Annotated in this window: 19 protein-coding genes; 4 read left to right on the plus strand and 15 right to left on the minus strand. The window is 64.6% G+C overall.

Annotated elements, in window-relative coordinates:
- Positions 1-607 (plus strand): lipid A biosynthesis lauroyl acyltransferase (locus XF30_RS24925; RefSeq protein ID WP_244609015.1); only part of this gene is annotated, 607 nt, incomplete at its 5' end.
- A 99-nt stretch (positions 608-706) separates the two neighbouring features.
- Here XF30_RS24925 and XF30_RS24930 read toward each other — a convergent pair.
- From XF30_RS24930 to XF30_RS24960, 7 genes are all read right to left on the minus strand, one after another.
- Entirely contained in the window at positions 707-1,819 is a 1,113-nt protein-coding gene (locus tag XF30_RS24930; protein WP_109144128.1) for a polyamine ABC transporter substrate-binding protein, read from the minus strand.
- Positions 1,820-1,825: 6 nt separating this feature from the next.
- Positions 1,826-3,007 carry an aminotransferase gene (locus XF30_RS24935; RefSeq protein ID WP_109144129.1) on the minus strand — a complete coding sequence of 394 codons (1,182 nt, stop codon included), beginning with the start codon at positions 3,005-3,007 and terminating at the stop codon, positions 1,826-1,828.
- A gap of 7 nt (positions 3,008-3,014) precedes the next feature.
- Positions 3,015-3,341 (minus strand): rhodanese-like domain-containing protein, encoded by a 327-nt coding sequence (locus XF30_RS24940; protein WP_025035596.1) that lies wholly within the window; start codon positions 3,339-3,341, stop codon positions 3,015-3,017.
- A gap of 173 nt (positions 3,342-3,514) precedes the next feature.
- The gene (locus tag XF30_RS24945) at positions 3,515-5,449 is read right to left on the minus strand and encodes a potassium transporter Kup (protein WP_109144130.1); all 1,935 of its coding nucleotides are present in this window, start codon (positions 5,447-5,449) and stop codon (positions 3,515-3,517) included.
- Between the two features lie 140 nt (positions 5,450-5,589).
- Positions 5,590-7,488 (minus strand): potassium transporter Kup, encoded by a 1,899-nt coding sequence (locus XF30_RS24950; protein WP_036001442.1) that lies wholly within the window; start codon positions 7,486-7,488, stop codon positions 5,590-5,592.
- Between the two features lie 173 nt (positions 7,489-7,661).
- Positions 7,662-8,492, minus strand: coding sequence for an OmpA/MotB family protein (locus XF30_RS24955; protein WP_036001445.1), 831 nt, complete (start codon positions 8,490-8,492; stop codon positions 7,662-7,664).
- A 23-nt stretch (positions 8,493-8,515) separates the two neighbouring features.
- The gene (locus tag XF30_RS24960) at positions 8,516-9,289 is read right to left on the minus strand and encodes a motility protein A (protein ID WP_036001447.1); all 774 of its coding nucleotides are present in this window, start codon (positions 9,287-9,289) and stop codon (positions 8,516-8,518) included.
- A gap of 301 nt (positions 9,290-9,590) precedes the next feature.
- On the opposite strand from XF30_RS24960, the gene XF30_RS24965 reads away from it, so the two are divergent.
- Positions 9,591-9,884 (plus strand): hypothetical protein, encoded by a 294-nt coding sequence (locus tag XF30_RS24965; protein ID WP_109144131.1) that lies wholly within the window; start codon positions 9,591-9,593, stop codon positions 9,882-9,884.
- A gap of 117 nt (positions 9,885-10,001) precedes the next feature.
- Here the strand turns inward: XF30_RS24965 and XF30_RS24970 are convergent, their stop codons facing one another.
- From XF30_RS24970 to XF30_RS24985, 4 genes are all read right to left on the minus strand, one after another.
- Positions 10,002-10,721 (minus strand): RraA family protein, encoded by a 720-nt coding sequence (locus XF30_RS24970; RefSeq protein ID WP_036001451.1) that lies wholly within the window; start codon positions 10,719-10,721, stop codon positions 10,002-10,004.
- Between the two features lie 124 nt (positions 10,722-10,845).
- Positions 10,846-11,727, minus strand: a complete 882-nt coding sequence (locus XF30_RS24975) for a CDP-alcohol phosphatidyltransferase family protein (RefSeq protein ID WP_109144132.1) — start codon at positions 11,725-11,727, stop codon at positions 10,846-10,848.
- Positions 11,728-11,813: 86 nt separating this feature from the next.
- The gene (locus XF30_RS24980) at positions 11,814-12,536 is read right to left on the minus strand and encodes a phosphatidylserine decarboxylase (protein ID WP_225112817.1); all 723 of its coding nucleotides are present in this window, start codon (positions 12,534-12,536) and stop codon (positions 11,814-11,816) included.
- 87 nt (positions 12,537-12,623) lie between these two features.
- Complete coding sequence (locus tag XF30_RS24985; RefSeq protein WP_057028837.1) at positions 12,624-14,582, minus strand: ABCB family ABC transporter ATP-binding protein/permease; 1,959 nt, start codon at positions 14,580-14,582, stop codon at positions 12,624-12,626.
- 200 nt (positions 14,583-14,782) lie between these two features.
- On the opposite strand from XF30_RS24985, the gene XF30_RS24990 reads away from it, so the two are divergent.
- Positions 14,783-15,388 carry an LOG family protein gene (locus XF30_RS24990; RefSeq protein WP_036001463.1) on the plus strand — a complete coding sequence of 202 codons (606 nt, stop codon included), beginning with the start codon at positions 14,783-14,785 and terminating at the stop codon, positions 15,386-15,388.
- Between the two features lie 108 nt (positions 15,389-15,496).
- Here XF30_RS24990 and XF30_RS24995 read toward each other — a convergent pair whose 3' ends face one another.
- The 4 genes from XF30_RS24995 to cysS all read right to left on the minus strand — a co-directional run bounded on the left by XF30_RS24995 (position 15,497) and on the right by cysS (position 19,600).
- Positions 15,497-15,874, minus strand: coding sequence for a VOC family protein (locus XF30_RS24995; RefSeq protein WP_036001466.1), 378 nt, complete (start codon positions 15,872-15,874; stop codon positions 15,497-15,499).
- A gap of 141 nt (positions 15,875-16,015) precedes the next feature.
- Positions 16,016-17,614 carry a citramalate synthase gene (gene cimA / locus XF30_RS25000; RefSeq protein WP_109144134.1) on the minus strand — a complete coding sequence of 533 codons (1,599 nt, stop codon included), beginning with the start codon at positions 17,612-17,614 and terminating at the stop codon, positions 16,016-16,018.
- Positions 17,611-18,102: a GNAT family N-acetyltransferase gene (locus tag XF30_RS25005; RefSeq protein WP_192893244.1), complete on the minus strand. Its 492-nt coding sequence runs from the start codon at positions 18,100-18,102 to the stop codon at positions 17,611-17,613. Before XF30_RS25005 ends, cimA begins: the two co-directional genes overlap by 4 nt.
- 115 nt (positions 18,103-18,217) lie before the next feature.
- Positions 18,218-19,600 carry a cysteine--tRNA ligase gene (cysS, locus tag XF30_RS25010; RefSeq protein WP_109144136.1) on the minus strand — a complete coding sequence of 461 codons (1,383 nt, stop codon included), beginning with the start codon at positions 19,598-19,600 and terminating at the stop codon, positions 18,218-18,220.
- 290 nt (positions 19,601-19,890) lie between these two features.
- Here cysS and XF30_RS25015 point away from each other — a divergent pair, with 290 nt between their 5' ends.
- Entirely contained in the window at positions 19,891-20,184 is a 294-nt protein-coding gene (locus XF30_RS25015; RefSeq protein WP_109144137.1) for a hypothetical protein, read from the plus strand.
- The last annotated feature ends 32 nt before the right edge of the window (positions 20,185-20,216 follow it).

Raw genomic sequence — 20,216 nt, forward strand, 5'->3', positions numbered from 1 at the left:
CGATGTCCCCGAGAAGAGTCGCATCGAGATTTCCCCGCGCAGCATCGAGCTGTTCGACCAGATCCGCGACGACGGCAAGCCGGCGCTGATCTTCGCCGCACATCTTGCGAACTGGGAATTGCCGGCGCTCGCCGCGGTCGCGCATGGCCTGGACACCGCGATTCTCTATCGCCGCCCGAACATCGCCTCGGCCGATCGCATCATCCAGGAGATGCGCCAGGTCAACATGGGCACGCTGATCCCGGCCGGCCGCGACGCGCCGCTGCGGCTCGCGCAGGCGCTGAAGGACGGCAAGCACGTCGCCATGCTGATCGACCAGTATCTGACAGCCGGCGTCGAGGTCACGTTCTTCGGCCGCAAGACCCGCGCCAATCCGATGCTGGCGCGCCTCTTGCGCCAGGTCGAATGCCCAATCCACGGCGTGCGCATCATCCGCCTGCCCGACGGCCGCTTCCGCGGCGAGCTGACCGAGGAGATCCCGCCGGTGCGCGATGCCGGCGGCAGGATCGACATCCAGGGCACCACGCAGGCGATCACGAGCGTGGTGGAAAGCTGGGTCCGCGAGCATCCCGAGCAGTGGCTGTGGCTGCATAGAAGGTGGCGGTAAATACTCCGTCATTGCGAGCGCAGCGAAGCAATCCAGAATCGTTCCACGGAAGCAGTCTGGATTGCTTCGTCGCTTCGCTCCTCGCAATGACAGGCGCTACTACCGCCCCGTCTTCACCTTCGTCCAGAGCCGGTTGATGATCCGTTGCGTGGCCGGCTCGCGCGCCGTGATGACGAACAGTTTTGCGAGCGTCGCTTCGTCCGGATAGATGTTCTTGTCGTTCAGGATTTTTGGATCCACCAGCTTCTGGCTGGCGAGGTTGCCGTTGGCGTAGGACAGGAAGTCCGAGTTCTTGGCGGCAACGTCCGGGCGATAGAGATAGTTGATCAGCTCGTAGGCTTCCCTAACATTCTTGGCATCCGCGGGGATCGCGAGATTGTCGAAGAACATCTGCGCGCCCTCCTTCGGAATGGTGTAGCCGATCTCGACGCCGCTTTTGGCTTCCGCGGCGCGGGCGCGGGCCTGCATGATGTCACCGGACCAGCCGACCACGAAGCAGATCTCGCCGGTGGCGAGCGCGCTTAGATATTCGGACGAGTGAAACTTGCGTACGGAGGGGCGGACTTTCGCCACGGCATCGGCGGCCTTTTCCAGGTCCGCCTGCTTGGTCGAGTTCGGATCGAGCCCGAGCCAGCTCAGCGCCGCCGGGAAGATGTCGTCGGCGGAGTCGAGCATGTGGACGCCGCAGTCCTTGAACTTGGCGAGGTTCTCCGGCTTGAAGACGATGTCCCAGCTGTCGATCTTGGCGTCGGGCCCGAGGATCTGCTTCACCTTGGCGATGTTGTAGCCGATGCCCGTCGTGCCCCACATGTAGTTGGCGGCGTAGACATTGCCGGGGTCGTAGGTGGCGAGGCGCTGCGTCACCACCGGCCAGGCATTGGCGAGGTTCGGGAGCTTCGACTTGTCGAGCTTCTGGAAGATGTTGGCCTTGATCTGGCGCTGCAGGAAATAAGCGGTGGGCACCACGACGTCATAACCGGACTTGCCGGCCATCAGGCGCGTCTCCAGCGTCTCGTTGGCGTCGAAGGTATCGTAGACGACCTTGATGCCGGTCTCCTTGGTGAAGGCCTCAAGGACGTCAGGCGCCATGTAGTTGGACCAGTTGTAGAAATTGACGACCCGCTCCTCGGCACCTGCGGGAGCGGAGAGCAACGTCAGCGCGGCGGCGATCGCGAAACCAAGGCCAAAGCCGGAGCGGCCGACGTTCGTCATCTCTGTCTACCTCTTGCGTCCACGCACCGCGTCCGACAGCCGCTCCAGTGCGGTGTCGAGCGTCTCGTCCTTCTTGGCAAAGCAGAAGCGCACCACTGATGTGACCGGGTCCTGCTCGTAGAACGCCGAGACCGGGATCGCGGCGACCTTGTAGTCTTTCACGATGCGCCAGCAGAACTCAGTGTCACTCTCGTTGAGCCCGAGCGGCGACAGGTCGACGGTGAGGAAGTAGGTGCCTTGCGACTTCAGCACGGGGAAGCCGAGGCTCTCCAGTCCCTTGGTCAGCCGGTCCCTGCTCCGCGTCAGGTCCTTGCGCATCGACAGGAAGTAGTCGTCGGACTTGCCGAGCCCATAGGCGACCGCGGCCTGCAGGTTCGGCGCGGTGGTGAAGGTCAGGAACTGGTGCACCTTGGCCGCGACGCGGAGCAGCGGTGGCGCCGCGCAGACGAAGCCGATCTTCCAGCCCGTCAGCGAGAAGATCTTGCCGGCCGAGCCGACCTTGATGGTGCGCTCGCGCATGCCGGGAATGGTGATCAGCGGGATATGCTTGTGCTCGTCGAAAGTGACGTGCTCCCAGACCTCGTCGCAGATCGCGATGACGTCGAACGCCTGGCAATAGCGCGCCAAGAGCTCGAGATCCTCGCGCGGATAGACCACCGCGCTGGGATTCAGGGGGTTGTTAAACAGCACCGCCTTGGTCTTTGAATTGAACACGCTTTTCAGCATGTCTTCATTCAGCCGCCAGTGCGGCGGCTCGAGACGCACCAAGCGCGGAATGCCACCGGCCTGGCGGATGATCGGCAGATAGGAATCGTACACCGGCTGGAAACAGACCACCTCGTCGCCGGGCTGGACCACCGCGAGGATCGCCGAGGTCAGCGCCTCGGTCCCGCCGGAGGTGACCATCACCTCGCTCATCGGATCGAGCTTGAGGCCGTGCCAATGGCCGTAATGGTTCGCAATCGCCTGGCGCAGCTCCGGCAGGCCCATCATCGAGGGGTACTGGTTGTAGCCGTTCAGCGAGGCCTCGGCCGCGGCGCGGCGGATGTCCTCGGGGCCGGGATCGTCGGGAAAGCCCTGGCCGAGATTAATCGCATTGTTGTCGCGCGCGGCCTGCGACATCGCCTCGAAGATGGTGACGGGAAGGTCGGCGAAGACCTTGTTCAGCGAAGAGCTCTTGGTCGTCATTGCGCGGTTAGCCACCGACCTTGCTGGGAAGCCCGGCCGCCTTCCAGCCCAGCATGCCGCCGGCCAGATGCTTGTCGTAAGGCAGGCCTGCCGCCTGCGCCGCCAGCGAGGCCGTCACCGAGCGCTTGCCCGAGCGGCAGGCGAACACGACCTCCTTGCCGGCGGGATCGGGGATCGCCTTCGGATCGAAGGTCGAGAGCGGAACCACGACGCCGTAAGGGTAAGCCTCGGCCTCGACCTCGTTTGGCTCACGGACGTCGACGAGCAGATAACGCCCTTCCGCGACACCCTTGGCGACCTCGTCCGGGGTCAGATCCTGCACTTGATTTGCCACATCATCCTCCAACGTCGCGGGCCGCGTACCGGGGCGATCCCGGCCGGCGGCAACCTCGCCTCTCGGGAGACGAAAATCAAGCGCCACAAAGGCTTGAGCCGCGCGGCGCAAGTTAAAGCTAAATCGCAGCGACTTGAAGTCCGCTTTGAATCCCAAGGCCTAGATCGTCTGCCCTAGATCGTCACCTGCGTGCCGACCTCGACCACACGGCCGGACGGGATCTGGAAATAGTCGGTGGCGTCGTTGGCGGAGCGGCTGAGCGAGATGAACAGCCGGTCCTGCCAGCGCGGCATGCCGGAATGGGCGGCGGGCTTGAGCGCCCTGCGCGACAGGAAGAACGAGGTCGACATGATGTCGAACTGCCAGCCCAGCTTGCGGGCGATCGCGAGCGCCTTCGGCACGTTGGGCGATTCCATGAAGCCGAACTTCAGCGTCACCTTGGAGAAGGTCGGTGAAATCTGCTCCAGCTTCACCCGTTCGGCCGGATCGATCCGCGGGGTTTGCGCGGTCTCAATGGTGAGAATGACGTTCTTCTCGTGCAGCACCTTGTAGTGTTTCAGACTATGCATCAGCGCGGTCGGCGCGCTGAGCGGGTCCGAGGTCAGGAACACCGCAGTGCCAGGCACCCGCTGCGGCGGCCGCTTCTCCAGCATCGCCACGAGATCGGCGAGCGGAAACTCGAGCTTGCGCGACTTTTCAAACAGCAGCCGGCTGCCGCGCCGCCACGTGTACATCAGGATGATCATGAGCGCGCCGAGCGCCAGTGGCACCCAGCCGCCCTCGAACACCTTCAACAGGTTCGCGCTCAGGAAGGTCAGATCGAGGAACAGGAACGGCGCAATCAGCGCGCCGGCAGCAAGCGCTGACCAGCGCCAGCCCTTCCAGACCACGACGAAGCCCATCATCGCCGTGACCACCATGGTACCGGTGACGGAGATGCCGTAGGCGGATGCGAGCGCGCTCGACGAGCGGAACAGCAGCACCAGCAGCACCACCGCGACCAGCAGCAGCTGGTTGATGCGCGGAATGAAGATCTGGCCGGAATGGGCTTCCGACGTATGGCGAATTTCAAAGCGCGGCAGCAGCCCGAGCTGGATCGCCTGACGCGTCAGCGAATAGGCGCCGGTGATGACGGCCTGGCTCGCGATGACGGTCGCCATGGTGGCGAGCACGACCATGCAGCCTCGGACGAAGCCTTGCGGGAACAGCTGAAAGAACGGGCTCACGATCGCGCCGGGGTCGCCGAGCACCAGCGCGCCCTGCCCCAGATAGTTCAGCGCCAGCGAGGGCAGCACGATGGTAAGCCAGGCGGTCTGGATCGGCCGCTTGCCGAAATGGCCGAGATCGGCATAGAGCGCCTCGGCGCCGGTCACCGCCAGGAACACCGCGCCCAGCGTCACGAAGCCGACGATGCTATGGTGCAGCATGAAGTTCACGGCGTAGAGCGGGTTGAGCGCAAGCAGCACCTGCGGCTGCTGGGCGATCTGAGGGATCGCCGCCACCGCCAGAACCGTGAACCAGACGCACATGATCGGGCCGAACAAGGCGGCAACGCGCGCCGTGCCGCGGGACTGCACGGCGAACAGGCCGACCAGGATCACAACCGTCAGCGGAACGATGTAGGGCTCGAACCTTAGCGTGACGTCCTTCATGCCCTCGATCGCCGACAGCACGGAGAGCGCCGGCGTGATCACGGCATCGCCGTAGAACAAAGCTCCGGAAATGATGCCGAGCAGGACGATGGTGGCCCCGCCGCGGCCGGTGCCAACCGCCCGCTGGGCCAGCGCCATCAGTGCAAGCGTGCCGCCCTCGCCGTTGTTGTCGGCGCGGAGCAGGATCACGACGTATTTGAGCGTCACCACCACGATGAGCGCCCACAGGATCAGGGAGAGCACGCCGAGGACCGCTGCCGGCGTCGGCAACCCGTCCGCGCCCGAGGCCGCCATCACCGCCTCGCGGAACGCGTAGAGCGGGCTGGTGCCGATGTCGCCGTAAACGACGCCGATGCTGCCGAGCGTCAGCGCGCCGAAACCGGCGGTGGTATGGGCATCGCCATGCCCATTTGCCGCCACCGTTTCCGGGGCGGGAACTGCTATGTCGCTTGTCATGGGAGAGCCCGATGGCCTCTAAAATGCTTCACTGCACAACGGCGGAAGAGCGCGCGGCTTATAGTCCTGCGCCACCGGCATGGCCTAGCCCGATTCCGGGCCATAGCCATGCAAATATGCATGGCTACGCCAGTTGCATTCTAGATGGTGACCTGGGTTCCGACTTCGACCACGCGGCCGGTGGGGATCTGGAAGTAGTCGGTGGCATCGTTGGCCGACCGGCTCAGCGCGATGAACACATGATCCTGCCAGAGCGGCATGCCCGACTGTGCCGAGGCCTTCAGTGACCTGCGCGACACGAAGAACGACGTCGACATGATGTCGAACTGCCAACCCTGCTTGCGCGCGATGGCGAGCGCCTTCGGCACGTTCGGCTGCTCCATGAAACCGAAGCGCAAGCGGACCTTGGAGAACTTTTCGCTGATCTTCTCCATCCTGAACCGCTCCGACAGATCGACCCGAGGCGTCTGCGCGGTCTCGATGGTCAGAATCACGTTGTGCTCATGCAGCACCTTGTTGTGCTTGAGATTGTGCAGGAGCGCGGTCGGCACGAATGCGGGATCGCTGGTCAGGAACACCGCGGTGCCCTTGACGATGTGCGGTGGCCGCTTCTCCAAACTGCGGATCAGATCGTCCAATGGCACCTCGATCCGGCGGGTCTTCTGGATCAGGATTGCGGAGCCCTTGCGCCAGGTCCAGATCGTCCCTGCCATGACGATGCCGAACAGCAGCGGCACCCAGGCACCTTCGAGCAGCTTGAGCAGGTTGGCGCTGAGGAAGCTCAAATCGACGATGACGAAGGGGACGATCACGGCTGCGGCCGTCGCGGCGCGCCAGTTCCACAACTTCCAGATCACGACGAAGCCCATGATGCCGTCGGCGACCATGGTGGTGGAGACGGCAATACCGTAGGCGGAAGCCAGATTGCTGGGGGTGTGGAACAGCAGCACCAGCAGCATCACGCCGATCAGCAGCAGGCGGTTGACGCGCGGCAGATAGATCTGGCCGGCATGGGATTCGGAGGTGTAACGCACCTCAAAACGCGGCAGGAGCCCGAGTTGCACGGCCTGGTGGACCAGCGAATAGGCGCCGGTGATCACCGCCTGGCTCGCGATCACGGTTGCGGCCGTCGCGAGTCCGACCAGCGGCAGGACCAGGCTCTCGGGCACCATGCGATAAAACGAATGCTCGATCGCGCTGGGATCGGACAGCACCAGCGCACCCTGCCCGAAATAGTTGACTAGAAGCGCCGGCAGCACGAAAAACATCCAGGCCGACTGGATCGGCTTGCGGCCGAAATGGCCGAGATCGGCATAAAGCGCCTCTCCGCCCGTCACCGCCAGGAACACCGCGCCGAGCGTTACGAGGCCGATCACACCGTGCGACAGCACGAACTGCACCGCATAGTACGGATTGATCGCCGCCAGCACCGTGGGATCGTCGGCGATGTGGACAGCCCCCATCACGGCGATGACGGTGAACCAGACCACCATCACCGGCCCGAAGGCCGAGGCGACCAATGCGGTTCCCTTGCTCTGCACGGCGAACAGCAGCACCAGAATGAGCACGGTGAGCGGCACGACATAGTGCTCGAGCGCGGGGGTCGCGAGCTTGAGGCCCTGCACCGCCGAGAGCACCGAGATCGCCGGCGTGATCATGGAATCGCCGATGAACATCGAAGCGCCGATCACGCCGAGCGCGAGCAGGACCCAGCTTCGCCGCCCGAGCGCGCGCTGGCCGAGCGCCATCAGCGAGAGCGTGCCGCCCTCCCCGTTATTGTCGGCGCGCAGCAGCAAGAGGACATATTTGGCGGTGACGACGATCAGGAGCGCCCACAGGATCAGCGAGAGCACGCCGAGCACGATGACGCGCGAGACGGGCTCGCCATGGGCGGCGGCCTTGACCGCCTCGTGGAATGCATAGAGCGGCGAAGTGCCGATATCGCCAAAGACGACGCCGACACTCCCGAGCGTAAGGGCCCAAAAACTTGCGGTGGGCCGACCGTCCTGGGTCTCGGCCTGTGTGATGCTCGCCGTCATGAAGGTGGAGAACGCTTCGTTCCTGAAATTGATCCGGCGCCTTTTGACGCTTCCGGTGCACCTGTCAATCGGCGCACCATCATAGCAGGCGCCGAGCCGGATGCTGTGACGCCACAGCCACGCTCATCGCCCGCGCGACGACATGCCTCAGGTAAGATGGTAGCGCAAGGGGGTTACGGCCTCAGATTCGGCGGCAGCGGCGGATCTTCGCGCATCAAGGTGATGGTCACCCGCCGGTTGGCTGCCAGCGAGGGATCGTCCGGAAACAGCGGCTGGGTATCGGCCTTGCCGGAGACGGCGAAGATGTGCGACGGCGGCAGGCCCTGGCGCTCGAGGATCTGGCGCACGGCGTTGGCGCGATCGGCCGACAGATCGAAGGCGCCATAGTCGCTGCGGGTCGGCACGAACCCCGCCGCGGTGTGGCCGGCGATGGAGACGCGGAGCGGCGTCGCCTTGAGCGGGATCGCGAGCTTCTCGACCAGGCGGCGGGTGCGGTCATAGGGCACCTTGGAGCCGTCGGCGAACATCGAGCGGCCGTCCTGGTCGACGATCTCGAGGTTCAGGCCCTGCTTGGTCTCCTCGAACATGATGTGCTTGGACATCTCGGTCAGTTCCGGCATGTCCTGCAACGCCTGGCGCAGCGAGGCTGCGGCCAGCGCGAAATTGCGGTCGACCTTGATCTTCGCGCCGGAGGTCTTTTCGCGGTCTTCCTGATCTGGCGTCGGCGTGTTGGAGGCATCTTCCGGCTGGATGTGGTCGACGTTCTTGAGCCGCGGGCGCGTCGGCAGGCCGTCGGATTCGACGATGCCGGAGTAGCGCGCCTCGGTCTGCACGCCGAACGCCTCGCGCATCGAGCCCGCGACGATCTTCAGCTTGTTGGCGTCTTGCGTGGAGAACGCGACCAGCATCACGAAAAACGCCAGCAGCAGCGCCATCAGGTCGGCGAAGGTCACGAACCAGCCGTGGCCGCCACCGTGAGCATTGCCGCGCTTCTTCTTGGCCATCTCTCAAAATCCAGGCGGCGGCCTCAAGCCGGCACCGGCTCGCCTTCGGTGTGACGATGCTTCTCCGGCAGATAGGCCAGCAGCATTTCGCGCACCAGGGTCGGGCTCTTGGAGTCGCGGATCATCAGGATGCCGTCGATGATCAAGGTGCGGTTGGTCTCTTCGTCCAGCAGCTTGCCGTGCAGCTTGTCCGCGATCGGCAAGCAGATCAGGTTGGCGACAACGGCGCCGTACAGGGTCGCCAGCAGCGCGGTGGCCATGAACGGGCCGAGCTTGGAGGGATCCGACATGTTGGAGAACATCTGCACCATGCCAAGCAGCGTGCCGATCATGCCGAACGCCGGGGCGCAGTCGCCGACGGCGCGGTAGATCTTGCTGCCTTCGTCGAGGTGCATCAGGAAGTTGTCCCGGTCGCGCTCCAGATTGTCGCGAATGAAATCGAGGTCGTAGCCGTCGGCAACATAGCGAATGCCCTTGGCGAGGAAGGGCTCGTCGGTCTCGACCTTTTCGAGTCCGACCGGGCCCTGCTTGCGGGCGATTTCCGCGATGCGGGCGAGCTCGTCGACAAGGTCGTGAGCCGACAGGCGGCTCAGGGTGAAAGCAAACTTCGCGCCCAGCGGCACGCCGTGGATCATCGCGGACAAAGGAAAGCGGATCATCGTCGCTGCGAACGAGCCACCGAAGATGACGATGACGGCGTGGATGTCGTAGAACATCCCGAACGTACCGCCCATCAGGATCAGCGACGACACAACAATGGCGCCTGCGACGAGGCCGACAAGTGTTGCGATATCCATGATCGACTCCAACGCCTACGCAACAACGGCCGTCCTGGCCGCTGGCGCGGCTCAACCCCGAACCGCATCGCAGACCCTAGAGCGCCGCCCTTAAAGGCGCGTAAAGGTTAAGTCTCGACGATGTGCCGCCTGCCGCCGCAATTTGTCCCGGTTGCCGTCCAGCGATAGGAATTTCAACCTTTCGCTAACCATAAGCAGGCGCCCACCACGTCACGTCGGCTGCGGCCCTCCGCCACATCGTGGACGGGGATCAGCTGGTGTCTGCTAGCGTTGCGACAGGGCCAATCGCGGAGCCAGCGCGATGTTGATGCTATTCGGTCTACTCACGGCGCTGCCCGCGGCGCTGGCGTTCCACCTGCTCGAGCCGGAACTCGTGCTTCCGGCGTTCAGCGTGCTGCTCTTTATCGAGGCCGCCTTCGCCGTGCTCGCGGCGCGGTTGATGCGCAGCGCCAACAGCGCAGACGATATCACCCTCTGGGACCTTGCCGGCGGCTTCACCCTGATCGGATGCGCAGCCGCCGTGCTCGGAGAACCGGATCAAGTCGCCCTGCTTCTGACCGAGCAAGGCGCCATTCGGCCGTCGCCCGGGCCGTAGATTGCCCTAAAACGCGATGCGATTAGGATCGATCGTCATCGCGCTTTAGGTTATTGTTTGAGCATGATCTTTTCGGAAAACCGCTACACACTTTTCCGGATCACGCTCCAGCAGCCGTCAATGGATCTCCGCAGAGCGCTTCAACGCGGCCTTGAGCTTCTCGAGCGAGAAGTCGGGACTGCGGGCGATCTCCAGGATCGGCGTCTCGCGGCGGCCGCACAGTTCGGCCGCCTCCGGCAGCTTTGCGGCAAGGTCGAGCGGGATCACGATGGCGCCATGCCGGTCGGCGTGGATGAGGTCGTCCGACTTCACGGTCATGCCGGCGACGCGCACCTCGCCGCCAAAGCTTTCCGCGTGCACCCAGGCGTGCGACGGGCCGATCGAGCCGGCTAGCGCCTGGAACCCTGGCGCCCATTGCGGGATGTCGCGGATCGAGCCGTCGGTGATGACGCCGAGGCAGCCGAGCGCCTTGTGCACGTTGCTCTGTACCTCGCCCCAGAACGCGCCATAGCCGACGTCGGGTCCGTCGATGTCCTGGATCACCGAGATACGCGGGCCATGGCCGGTGCCGACATATTCGTAATATGCGATTCGGCGCTTGGACTGCTCCTCGGCCGGAAGCGATGACTTCAGAACCGAGCGGATCGTCACCGTGCGGGCATAGCCGACGATCGGCGGCAGGTCGGGAAACGGACAGACCAGCTGCTTGGTGGTGTAGCCGATCAGCCGCCGCTCGGGCGCCACGATCTCCATGGCGTTGCAGATCGTCGGCGTATCGTAACGGCCCAGCGCTTCGAGGACGGAAGCGGGCAGCGGCCCGGTCGCGGAATTGGTCACGGCGTTCTCTCCCAGGTTGGCGGCGATTGATTGCGCGATGCCGCCGGCACAAGGGCGATATAGCCGAGATCGGACCTCGACCCAACTCAGGCAGGCTTCATGGCAGATATCCGCGAGGAGCGCTTTAGTGCAGTCGTCCGGGCCGATCGTCGTCTTGCGGCGGCTCCGACAAATTCGCCAGCGTCGGCGCCGAGGGCGGTGACGGGACCTCGCCTCCCGCCGGCGCGGTGGCTTCCATCGCGCGCGCCTGGTCGCGATAGGATTTGTAGCCGAGCGGCAGCGCGAGGAGGTACAGCACCGTGCCGATCGACAGCACGTGCCAGGGATAGGCGATCAGGAGCGCGATGAAGACGATCACGGCGACGAAGGCCGGCAGCACCAGCTCGGGCGGCACGCGCATCCGCTTGGTCTTGCCGGAGAACACGGGCAGGCGCGACACCATCAGAAACGCGATCAGAAGCGTGTAGGCCGCGGTCACCGCCGCAGGTGTGCGCCCGACGTCGAGGAACGCGACATAGATCGGCAGCAGCACTGTGATCGCACCGGCGGGCGCCGGCACGCCGGTGAAGAAATTGGCGGCGAAAGCCGGCTTGTTCGGATCGTCCATGGTGGCATTGAAGCGCGCAAGCCGCAGGCCGCCGGAGATCGCGAACACCATGGCGGCGATCCAGCCGGCATTGCCGAGCTCATGCAGCTGCCAGAAATACAGCATCAGGCCGGGCGCCACGCCGAAATTGACGAAGTCGGCGAGACTGTCGAGCTCGGCGCCGAACTTCGACTGCCCCTTGATCATGCGCGCGATGCGGCCATCGATGCCGTCGAGCGCGGCGGCGAACACGATGGCATAGACCGCGAGCGTCATCCGTCCTTCGATCGACAGGCGGATCGAGGTCAGGCCGGCGCAGATCGCCAGCAGCGTGATGACGTTGGGCACCAGCATCCGCACCGGGATCGGTCGGAACCGCCGGCGGCGGACGTCGAGATCCTTGAAATCGTAAGGCGTCATGGCTCGTCCTTATCTCGAGGCGAGATATAGCAAGCCGCGCCGCCCTCCGCCATTGCGGCGGAACGCCTGCGAGCACCGACTATTGGTTAATTGGCGCGGAACGCGCGGCCCGGGTCGTCGCCGGCAAGGTCGGCCAGGATCGTCTCTCCGGCGATCGCGGTCTGCCCTTCCGAGACCAGCGCCTTGGTACCCACGGGCAGGTAGACGTCGAGGCGCGAGCCGAAGCGGATCAGGCCGAAACGCTCGCCGGCGCCGATCGCCTGCCCCTCCTTGACGAAGCAGACGATGCGCTTGGCGACCAGGCCGGCGATCTGGACCACGCCGATCCGCGCCGTCGGGGTTGTGATCACCAGCGAGTTGCGCTCGTTGTCCTCGCTCGCCTTATCGAGCTCGGCGTTGATGAAGAGGCCGGGCCGGTAGGCGATACGATCCACCCTGCCCGCCACGGGCGCGCGGTTCACGTGGCAATTGAACACGCTCATGAAGATCGAGACGCGCGGCAGCGGCCGGTCGCCGAGCCCGAGCTCGGCCGGCGGCAGCGCCATGGTGATCATGGAGACACGCCCGTCGGCCGGCGACACCACGAGACCCTCGCGCGCCGGCGTCACACGGACGGGATCGCGGAAGAACAGCGCGCACCAAACGGTCAGGATCGTGCCGATCCACCCCAGCGGCGACCACAGCCAGAACAGGAGCAGGCTCGCCAGCGCAAAGGCGCCGATGAAGGGATAGCCCTCCTTGTGGATCGGCGGGATCTGACGCTGGATCGAATCGAGAATGGACATTGCTTTTTGCCGGTCGGGGTTAATGCCACGGGGTCGTCGCGCGGGCTTGTTTAGGCCAGACTTTGTTTAGGCCAGACTTTGTTTAGGCCAGACTTGGGACCGGAGACAAGGTCACTCCGCCGCCGCGGGCGTCGTCAGGCTATCATCGACCGGCGGCGGCTCCCGGTTAGGCGCGGCATTGGTGTCGGCCATCTTGGCCAGCTTCTCGCGGGCCTCCTCGGCCTCGCGCTGCCTGTTCCACATGCTGGCATAGAGCCCGCCCTGCGCGAGCAGGCTCGCGTGAGTGCCGCGCTCGGCGATGCGGCCCTGGTCCAGCACGATGATCTCGTCGGCGCCGACGATGGTGGAAAGCCGATGCGCGATCACCAGGGAGGTGCGGTTCTTCGCCACGCGGTCGAGCGCCCCCTGGATCTCGTGCTCCGTATGGGTGTCGAGCGCCGAGGTCGCCTCGTCGAGCACCAGGATCGGCGGCGCCTTGAGCACCGTGCGCGCGATCGCGACGCGCTGCTTCTCGCCGCCCGACAGCTTCAGGCCGCGCTCGCCAACCTGGGTCTCGTAGCCCTTCGGCGCCATGCGGATGAAGTGGTCGATCTGCGCCAGCCGCGCCGCCTCCTCGACCTCGGCATCGGTCGCGTCCCAGCGGCCGTAGCGGATGTTGTAGCGGATGGTGTCGTTGAACAGCACGGTATCCTGCGGCACCATGCCGATCGATGCGCGCAGGCTGGCCTGCGTGACCTCGCGGATGTCCTGGCCGTCGATCAGGATCCTGCCGCCGGAGACATCATAGAGGCGAAACAGAAGCCGCGAGATGGTCGATTTGCCGGCGCCAGAGGGGCCGACGATGGCAACCGTCTTGCCGGCCGGCACTTCGAAGCTGATGCCCTTGAGGATGGGGCGCGCCGGCTCATAGGCAAAGCGCACGTCCTCGAAGCGCACCGTGCCGGCGGAGATGACCAGCGGCTTCGCGCCAGGCGCGTCCTTGATCTCGGCCTCGCGGCTGAGCACGCCGAACATCTTCTCGATGTCGATGATCGCCTGCTTGATCTCGCGATAGACCATGCCCATGAAGTTCAGCGGCTGGTAGAGCTGGATCATCATGGCGTTGACCAGCACGAAATCGCCGACGGTGTTGGTGCCGTTGCGCACGCCGATCGCGCACATCAGCATGGTCGCGGTCAGGCCCAGCGTGAAGATCACCGCCTGGCCTGTGTTGAGCACCGCAAGCGAGGTGTAGGTGCGGACGCTCGCCTCCTCGTAGCGCTCGACCGATCTGTCGTAGCGCTGCGCCTCGCGTGCCTCGGCACTGAAATACTTCACCGTCTCGTAGTTGAGCAGCGAGTCGATCGCCTTGGTGTTCGCCTCGGTGTCGGAATCGTTCATCTTGCGGCGGATGCCGATCCGCCACTCGGTCGCGACGTAGGTGTAGTACATGTAGAGCGTGACCGTGATCAGGGTCGCGACCACGTAGCGCCAGTCGAATTGCCAGAGCAGCACCGCCAGCAGCAGCGAGACCTCGACGATGGTCGGGATCAGCTGCAGGATCACCATGCGCACGATGACCTCGATGCCCTCGCGGCCGCGCTCGAGCACGCGCGTGAGGCCACCGGTCTTGCGCTCGAGGTGAAAGCGCAGCGACAGCTCGTGCATGTGGATGAAGGTGAGGGTCGCGAGCTTGCGCACCGCATGCATGGCGACGCGGGCGAAGATGCCGTCGCGCCATTGCGTCAGCACCGCCATCAGGATGCGCATCACGCCGTAGCTCGCGGTCAGCAGCAAAGGCGAGGCGATCACCCAGAGATGCCAATTGTCGGCCGCTACCGGCGCGGTGTTGGCGCCGGTCAGCGCATCCGTCGCCCATTTGAAGCTGAACGGCACGGTGAGCGTGATCAGCTTGGCGGCGAGCAACAGCACCAGCGACCAGACCACCCTCATCTTCAGGTCGAAACGGTCGCCCGGCCAGATGTAGGGCCACAGATGTGCCAGCGTGCCCATCAGCGTGGCCCCGGCCTGCGGTCCTGCCACGGAAGGATCAGGAACGTCGGCGCCGTCGAACGATTGAGGTTGGTCCATCAACAAACCCGAAAGCCCGCCGGATGCGGGCGAAACTGCGATTAACGATTTTCGCCCGTCATATAGAGCCTTCCCGATGCCCGCGCACCCGCCAGATGGCGAATCTTCGATTGTTTGTCGCGATTTACCGGTAAATTCCCGGAAGTATCGAATCACCGTTTGGGCTTGACGCCACTTCGCTGCAATGCATCATGGCACCAATGAGCACGATCAAAACCGTCTGTGTCTATTGCGGCTCCGGCCCTGGAACAAATCCCAACTTCATTGAAGCGGCGAAGGCGCTCGGCAGAGCGTTGGCGGAAAACAAGATCCGTCTTGTTTATGGCGGCGGCTCGCTCGGCCTGATGGGCGCGGTTGCGACCTCCGTGCTGGATCACGGCGGCATGGTCACCGGCATCATCCCCGACTTCCTCCGGATGCGCGAGAATGCGCTGACGCGCGTGCAGGAGATGGTCGTCACGCCCGACATGCACGAGCGCAAGCGGCTGATGTTCGAGCGCTCCGACGCGTTCGTGGCCCTGCCCGGCGGGCTCGGCACGCTTGAGGAGCTGGTGGAGCAGCTGACCTGGCAGCAACTCGGCCGGCACGCCAAGCCGGTGCTGCTGGCCAATGTCGACGGCTTCTGGGAGCCGCTGTTCTCCCTGGTGGCCCACATGCGGCAGACCCAGTTCATCCGTGCCGGCCTCACCGTCGATATCCTGAAGGCGGACAAGGTCGAGGAGATCATCCCACGGCTGCGCGCCGCGGCGGCGCAGATCCCTGACGACCAGCGCGATCTCGCGCCCGACGTGGCCCGGCGGCTCTAAAGCATGATCCGGAAAAGTGTGAAGCGGTTTTCCGAAAAGATCATGCTCAAACAACAACCTAAAGCGCGATGACGATCCATCCTAATCGCATCGCGCTTTAGACCGACCCTATTCCTGCGGAAACGTCACCGCCTCGATCCGGTTGCCGTCGGGATCGGTGACGAAGGCGGCGTAGTAGCGCACGCGATCGTGCGGGCGGAGGCCCGGTGCGCCGTCGGAGGCGCCGCCAGCGGACAGCGCAGCTGCGTGAAACGCATCGACCTCGGCCGCGGTTTTCGCCCGCAGGCAGATGTGCACGCCGCTCTCCGGCGCGACACGCGGCATGCCCTCGCGCAGATTGATCCAGAACTCCGGATATGCCTTGCCAAACCCGATCGTCCGCGGCCGCGTGACGAGGCGCGCGAGGCCGAGTGCGGCGAGCGTCGCCTCGTAGAACTTTGCGGCGCGATCGAGATCGCTGACGCCGACGGAGATGTGGTCGATCATGGCCGTGCCCTTTCCCCATCCTCGGTGTCATCGCCCGGCTTGACCGGGCGATCCAGTACTCCGTGACAGCAGTAGATAAATCGATGGGCCGCAGCGTACTGGATTCCCCGCCTTCGCGGGGAATGACAGTCGTCGTGGGGGTTACGCCGGCGCGTCCGACTTCACGAGCTTGTAGATTACCGAATCCATCAGCGCCTGGAACGAGGCATCGATGATGTTCGGGGACACGCCGACGGTGGTCCAACGATCGCCGTTCTCGTCCTCGCTCTCGATCAGCACGCGCGTGACCGCGCCGGTGCCGCCATTGAGGATACGGACGCGATAGTCGATCAGTGTCAGGCCCTCGATGAACTTCTGGTACTTGCCGAGGTCCTTGCGCAGGGCGACGTCGAGCGCGTTGACGGGACCGTTGCCTTCGGCCGCCGAGATCAGATGCTCGCCGGCGACGTCGACCTTGACCACCGCGAGCGCCACCGTGACGCGTTCCCCGAGCGCGTTGTAGCGCTGCTCGACGTTGACGTCGAACTGCTCGACCTCGAAATAATGCGGCACCTTGCCGAGCGTGCGCCGCGCCAGGAGCTCGAACGAGGCGTTGGCGGATTCATAGGCATAGCCGGCCGCCTCGCGCTCCTTCAATTCCTCGACGAGACGCGTCAGCTTCGGATCGCTCTTCTCGTAAGGGATACCGGCGCGGTCGAGCTCGGCGATGACGTTGGAGCGCCCGGCCTGGTCGGACACCAGCACCTTGCGGTGATTGCCGACCAGCTCCGGCAACACATGCTCGTAGGTCTGCGGATCCTTCAGCACGGCGGAGGCATGGATGCCGGTCTTGGTGACGAAGGCGCTCTCGCCGACATAAGGAGCATGCCGGTTCGGCACGCGGTTGAGCATGTCGTCGAGCGTGCGCGACACCTTGACGAGCGTCGCCAGCTTCTCCGTGGTGACGCCGATCTCGAAGGCGTCGGCAAACCCGGTCTTCAGCTTCAGCGTCGGGATCAGCGAGCAGAGATTGGCATTGCCGCAGCGCTCGCCGAGGCCGTTCAGCGTGCCCTGGATCTGCCGCGCGCCGGCACGCACCGCGGCGAGCGAATTGGCCACCGCCTGCTCGGTGTCGTTATGGGCGTGGATGCCGACGTGATCGCCGGGGATGTGCCTGGTCACGTCTCTGACGATGACCTCGACCTCATCAGGCATGGTGCCGCCGTTGGTGTCGCACAGCACCACCCAGCGCGCACCGGCATCGAAGGCGGCCTTGGCGCAGGCAAGCGCAAAGGCGGCGTCTTCCTTGTAGCCGTCGAAGAAATGCTCGCAATCTAGCATCACCTCGCGGCCGGCCGCCTTCGCCGCCGCGACGCTGTCGCGGATCGAGGCGAGATTTTCTTCCTTCGTGGTCTCCAGCGCGACGCGGACCTGATAGGCCGACGCCTTCGCTACGAAGCAGATCGCGTCCGCCTTCGCTTCCAAAAGGCCCGCGACGCCCGGATCGTTGGACACCGACCGTCCCGCCCGGCGCGTCATGCCGAAGGCGGTGAAGCGCGCATGATTGAGCTTGGGCTTGGAGCCAAAGAACTCCGTGTCGAGCGGGTTGGCGCCGGGATAGCCGCCCTCGACATAGTCGATGCCGAGATCATCGAGCATCGCCGCGATGACCTGCTTGTCGGCCAGCGTGAAGTCGACGCCGTTGGTCTGCGCCCCATCGCGCAGCGTGGTGTCGAACAGATAGAGACGCTGCTTGCTCATTGCCCCGCTCCGAGCGTCTTCTTCATGGTGGTGTTGGCGAGCCATTCGTCGTTGATGGTGACGCTGTTGCGCTGCTGGGCGGTGTAGCCGCGCTTGGCGAAGAAGCCCTCCGCGGTATCGCTGGCGTCCACCGACAGACTCTTGGCGCCGCGGCCGCCGGCGAGCCTCTCCAATGCATCGACCAGCATGGTCGCGATGCCCTGCCCGGCCACGGCCGGATGCACATAGAGCATGCGGATGTGATCGTTGCCGCGCAGCGAAGCAAAACCAACCGGCGAGCCTTCCAGCGTCGCGATCAGCGTCAGGTCGGACGCAAGCCGCTTGCCGAACTCCTCGTCCTCGGCCGCCGCCATCCAGGCTTCCTGCTGCGCCTCGCTATAATCGTCGCCGGTCAACTCCTCGATGCTGGCGGCGAAGATCGCGGCGAGCATCGGCACATCCGCCGGCAGGAAGGGCCTCAGTGCGGGCTTTGGCAAAGTCTGTCCCATCGTCCTTACCACATCCCATAAAGCTTGAGCACGATCGCCACCGCGCCGGCGAGCAGCGCGATTTTCAGCGCGATGTAATAGAGCCAGTGCCGCGGAAACGGCGTCTCGGGGCGCTTCATCGGGCGATCTCCCAGGTGGTGCCTTCCTTGGAGTCCTTGATCGCGACGCCCATCGCAGCGAGCAGATCGCGAATGCGGTCGGACTCGCCAAAGTCCTTGCGGCTACGCGCAGCTGTTCGCTCCGCGAGCAGGCGCTCGACCTCCTTGGCGTCGATCCCGCTCGCCTGCTGCTTGCGCCCTTCCCACTGCGCCGCGTTCTCGGAGAGGAATCCGAGCAGCCGCAACGAGCCCGCAAGACCTGCGATATCGTTGCCGCGGAGGCCGTGCAGCGCCGCGATCGCCTGCGGCGTGTTGAGGTCGTCGAGCAGCGGTTCGACCACCGACGGAGCCGGCTCGCCGGACACGACATCGGCCGCGACGCGATACCAGTCGTCGAGCGTCTTGGCGCTCTCCTCCAGCGACTTCATGGTCCAGTCGATCGGCGAGCGGTAATGCGTCTTGAGCATGTTGAGGCGCAGCACCTCACCCGGCCAATCCCTGAGCAGCTCGTGGATCGTGATGAAGTTGCCGAGGCTCTTCGACATCTTCTCGCTCTCGACCTGCAAGAAGCCGTTATGCATCCAATAGTTCGCCATGCGCTCGCGATGGAAGGCGCAGCAGGTCTGCGCGACCTCGTTCTCGTGGTGCGGAAACACGAGATCGATGCCGCCGCCATGGATGTCGAAATGCTCGCCGAGATGCTTCCAGGCCATCGCCGAGCACTCGATGTGCCAGCCCGGACGCCCCTCCGCCTTGATGCCGGATGGCGACGGCCAGGACGGCTCGCCCGGCTTCGACGGCTTCCACAGCACGAAGTCGGTCGCATCGCGCTTGTAGGGCGCAACATCGACCCGCGCGCCGGCGATCATCTCGTCGAGCGAGCGCTTCGACAGCGCGCCATAGCGCGGCAGCGCGGAATTGGCCGCGTTCATCGCCTGCGGCGAGAACAGCACGTGGTCCTCGGCGACATAGGCAAAGCCGCCGGCGACCAGCTTCTCGATGATCTCGCACATCTCGCCGATATGCTCCGTGGCGCGCGGCTCGACGCTCGGCCGAAGCGCGCCGAGCGCATCGACGTCGGCATGGAACTGCTTGCCGGTCTGCTCGGTGACCTTGCGAATGGCCTCGTTCAGCGGCAGGCCGGGAAAGTCGCGCGCGGCGCGGTCGTTGATCTTGTCGTCGACGTCGGTGATGTTGCGGACATATTTGACGTGCGCCTCGCCGTAGATGTGGCGCAGCAGCCGAAACAGCACGTCGAACACGATCACCGGCCGCGCATTGCCGATATGGGCGAAGTCATAGACCGTCGGTCCGCAGACATACATGCGGACGTTGTTCGGATCGAGCGGCACGAAGGTGCGCTTTTCCCGGCTCAGCGTATCGTAAAGACGCAATTCCATGACAACCCATCCCTCTCGGCCGGGCGTCCAAGGCTCTCAATGTGTTTGAGAAAAGACGGCTCCAGCCAGCGAATCGCTAGCTCGTAATCTCGCGGCAAATGGCGCAAATGGCGAGGAGACCGTTCATGCGGCCACATATGGGCCACCACGGGCCCCGGCGTCAAGGGCCGCGAAAATGCCGTTTTTGCCCCCGCACGGGGCGCGGCCCGCCCGGAGGGTTCATGATCCCCTAACCATTTGAGCCCATTCTGAAACCCGCGGTTCCCTAGTTTTTTGCCCCCGGTAATTTCATGCGATCCCTGCTCGCGCTCATTTTCGGCGCCTCCCTCCTTGCAGCACCTCAGGCGTGCGCCGAGACCCGCGTCTTCATCATCGCCGACCAGTGCCTGGCCAAGAACGACATCAAGGGCGACACGTGCGGCGCCTCCGCGGCGCGCACCTATTGCCAGTCACGAGATTTTGCAAAGGCATCAAGCTATCGCCGGGTCGATCCCGATGAAATTACCGGCTCCGTCCCCAAATCCGGCACAAACTGCTCCCATGGCCATTGCGACGAATATATCGCAATCACCTGCCAGCGCTGAATTCCCTCGGAGCTGGCGGACCTTAGGACCAG

Source organism: Bradyrhizobium sp. SUTN9-2 (assembly GCF_003122645.1).
Taxonomy (GTDB): Bacteria; Pseudomonadota; Alphaproteobacteria; order Rhizobiales; family Xanthobacteraceae; genus Bradyrhizobium; species Bradyrhizobium yuanmingense.